General features: G+C 33.2%; 1 protein-coding gene. It reads right to left on the bottom strand.

What is annotated here, in order from left to right:
- The coding region (locus tag SB658_RS28225) for a potassium-transporting ATPase subunit KdpA (RefSeq protein WP_410603921.1) at window positions 1–229 on the bottom strand (229 nt) is incomplete at both ends.

Genomic DNA, 229 nt, shown 5'->3' on the forward strand with positions numbered 1-229 from the left:
GTTTGTATCAGCCATAAAACTAATTGCTGTATTAAAAGCAAGCGTAGGCTCCATCCCTTCAATGTGTGCTGGATTTAATGGCAATACTCCTTGTAGTCTGAAAATGAAATATACGACAACAATCATAAATCCATTTAATAAAACTAATGACAATGCGTACTGTTTCCACGTTTGATTGTATTCTTTTACACCCGTAATTTTAAAAATAAGTTTTTCAAAAGGCCCGAAT

The organism is Bacillus sp. SIMBA_008, from assembly GCF_046535495.1.
Classification (GTDB): domain Bacteria; phylum Bacillota; class Bacilli; order Bacillales; family Bacillaceae; genus Bacillus; species Bacillus subtilis.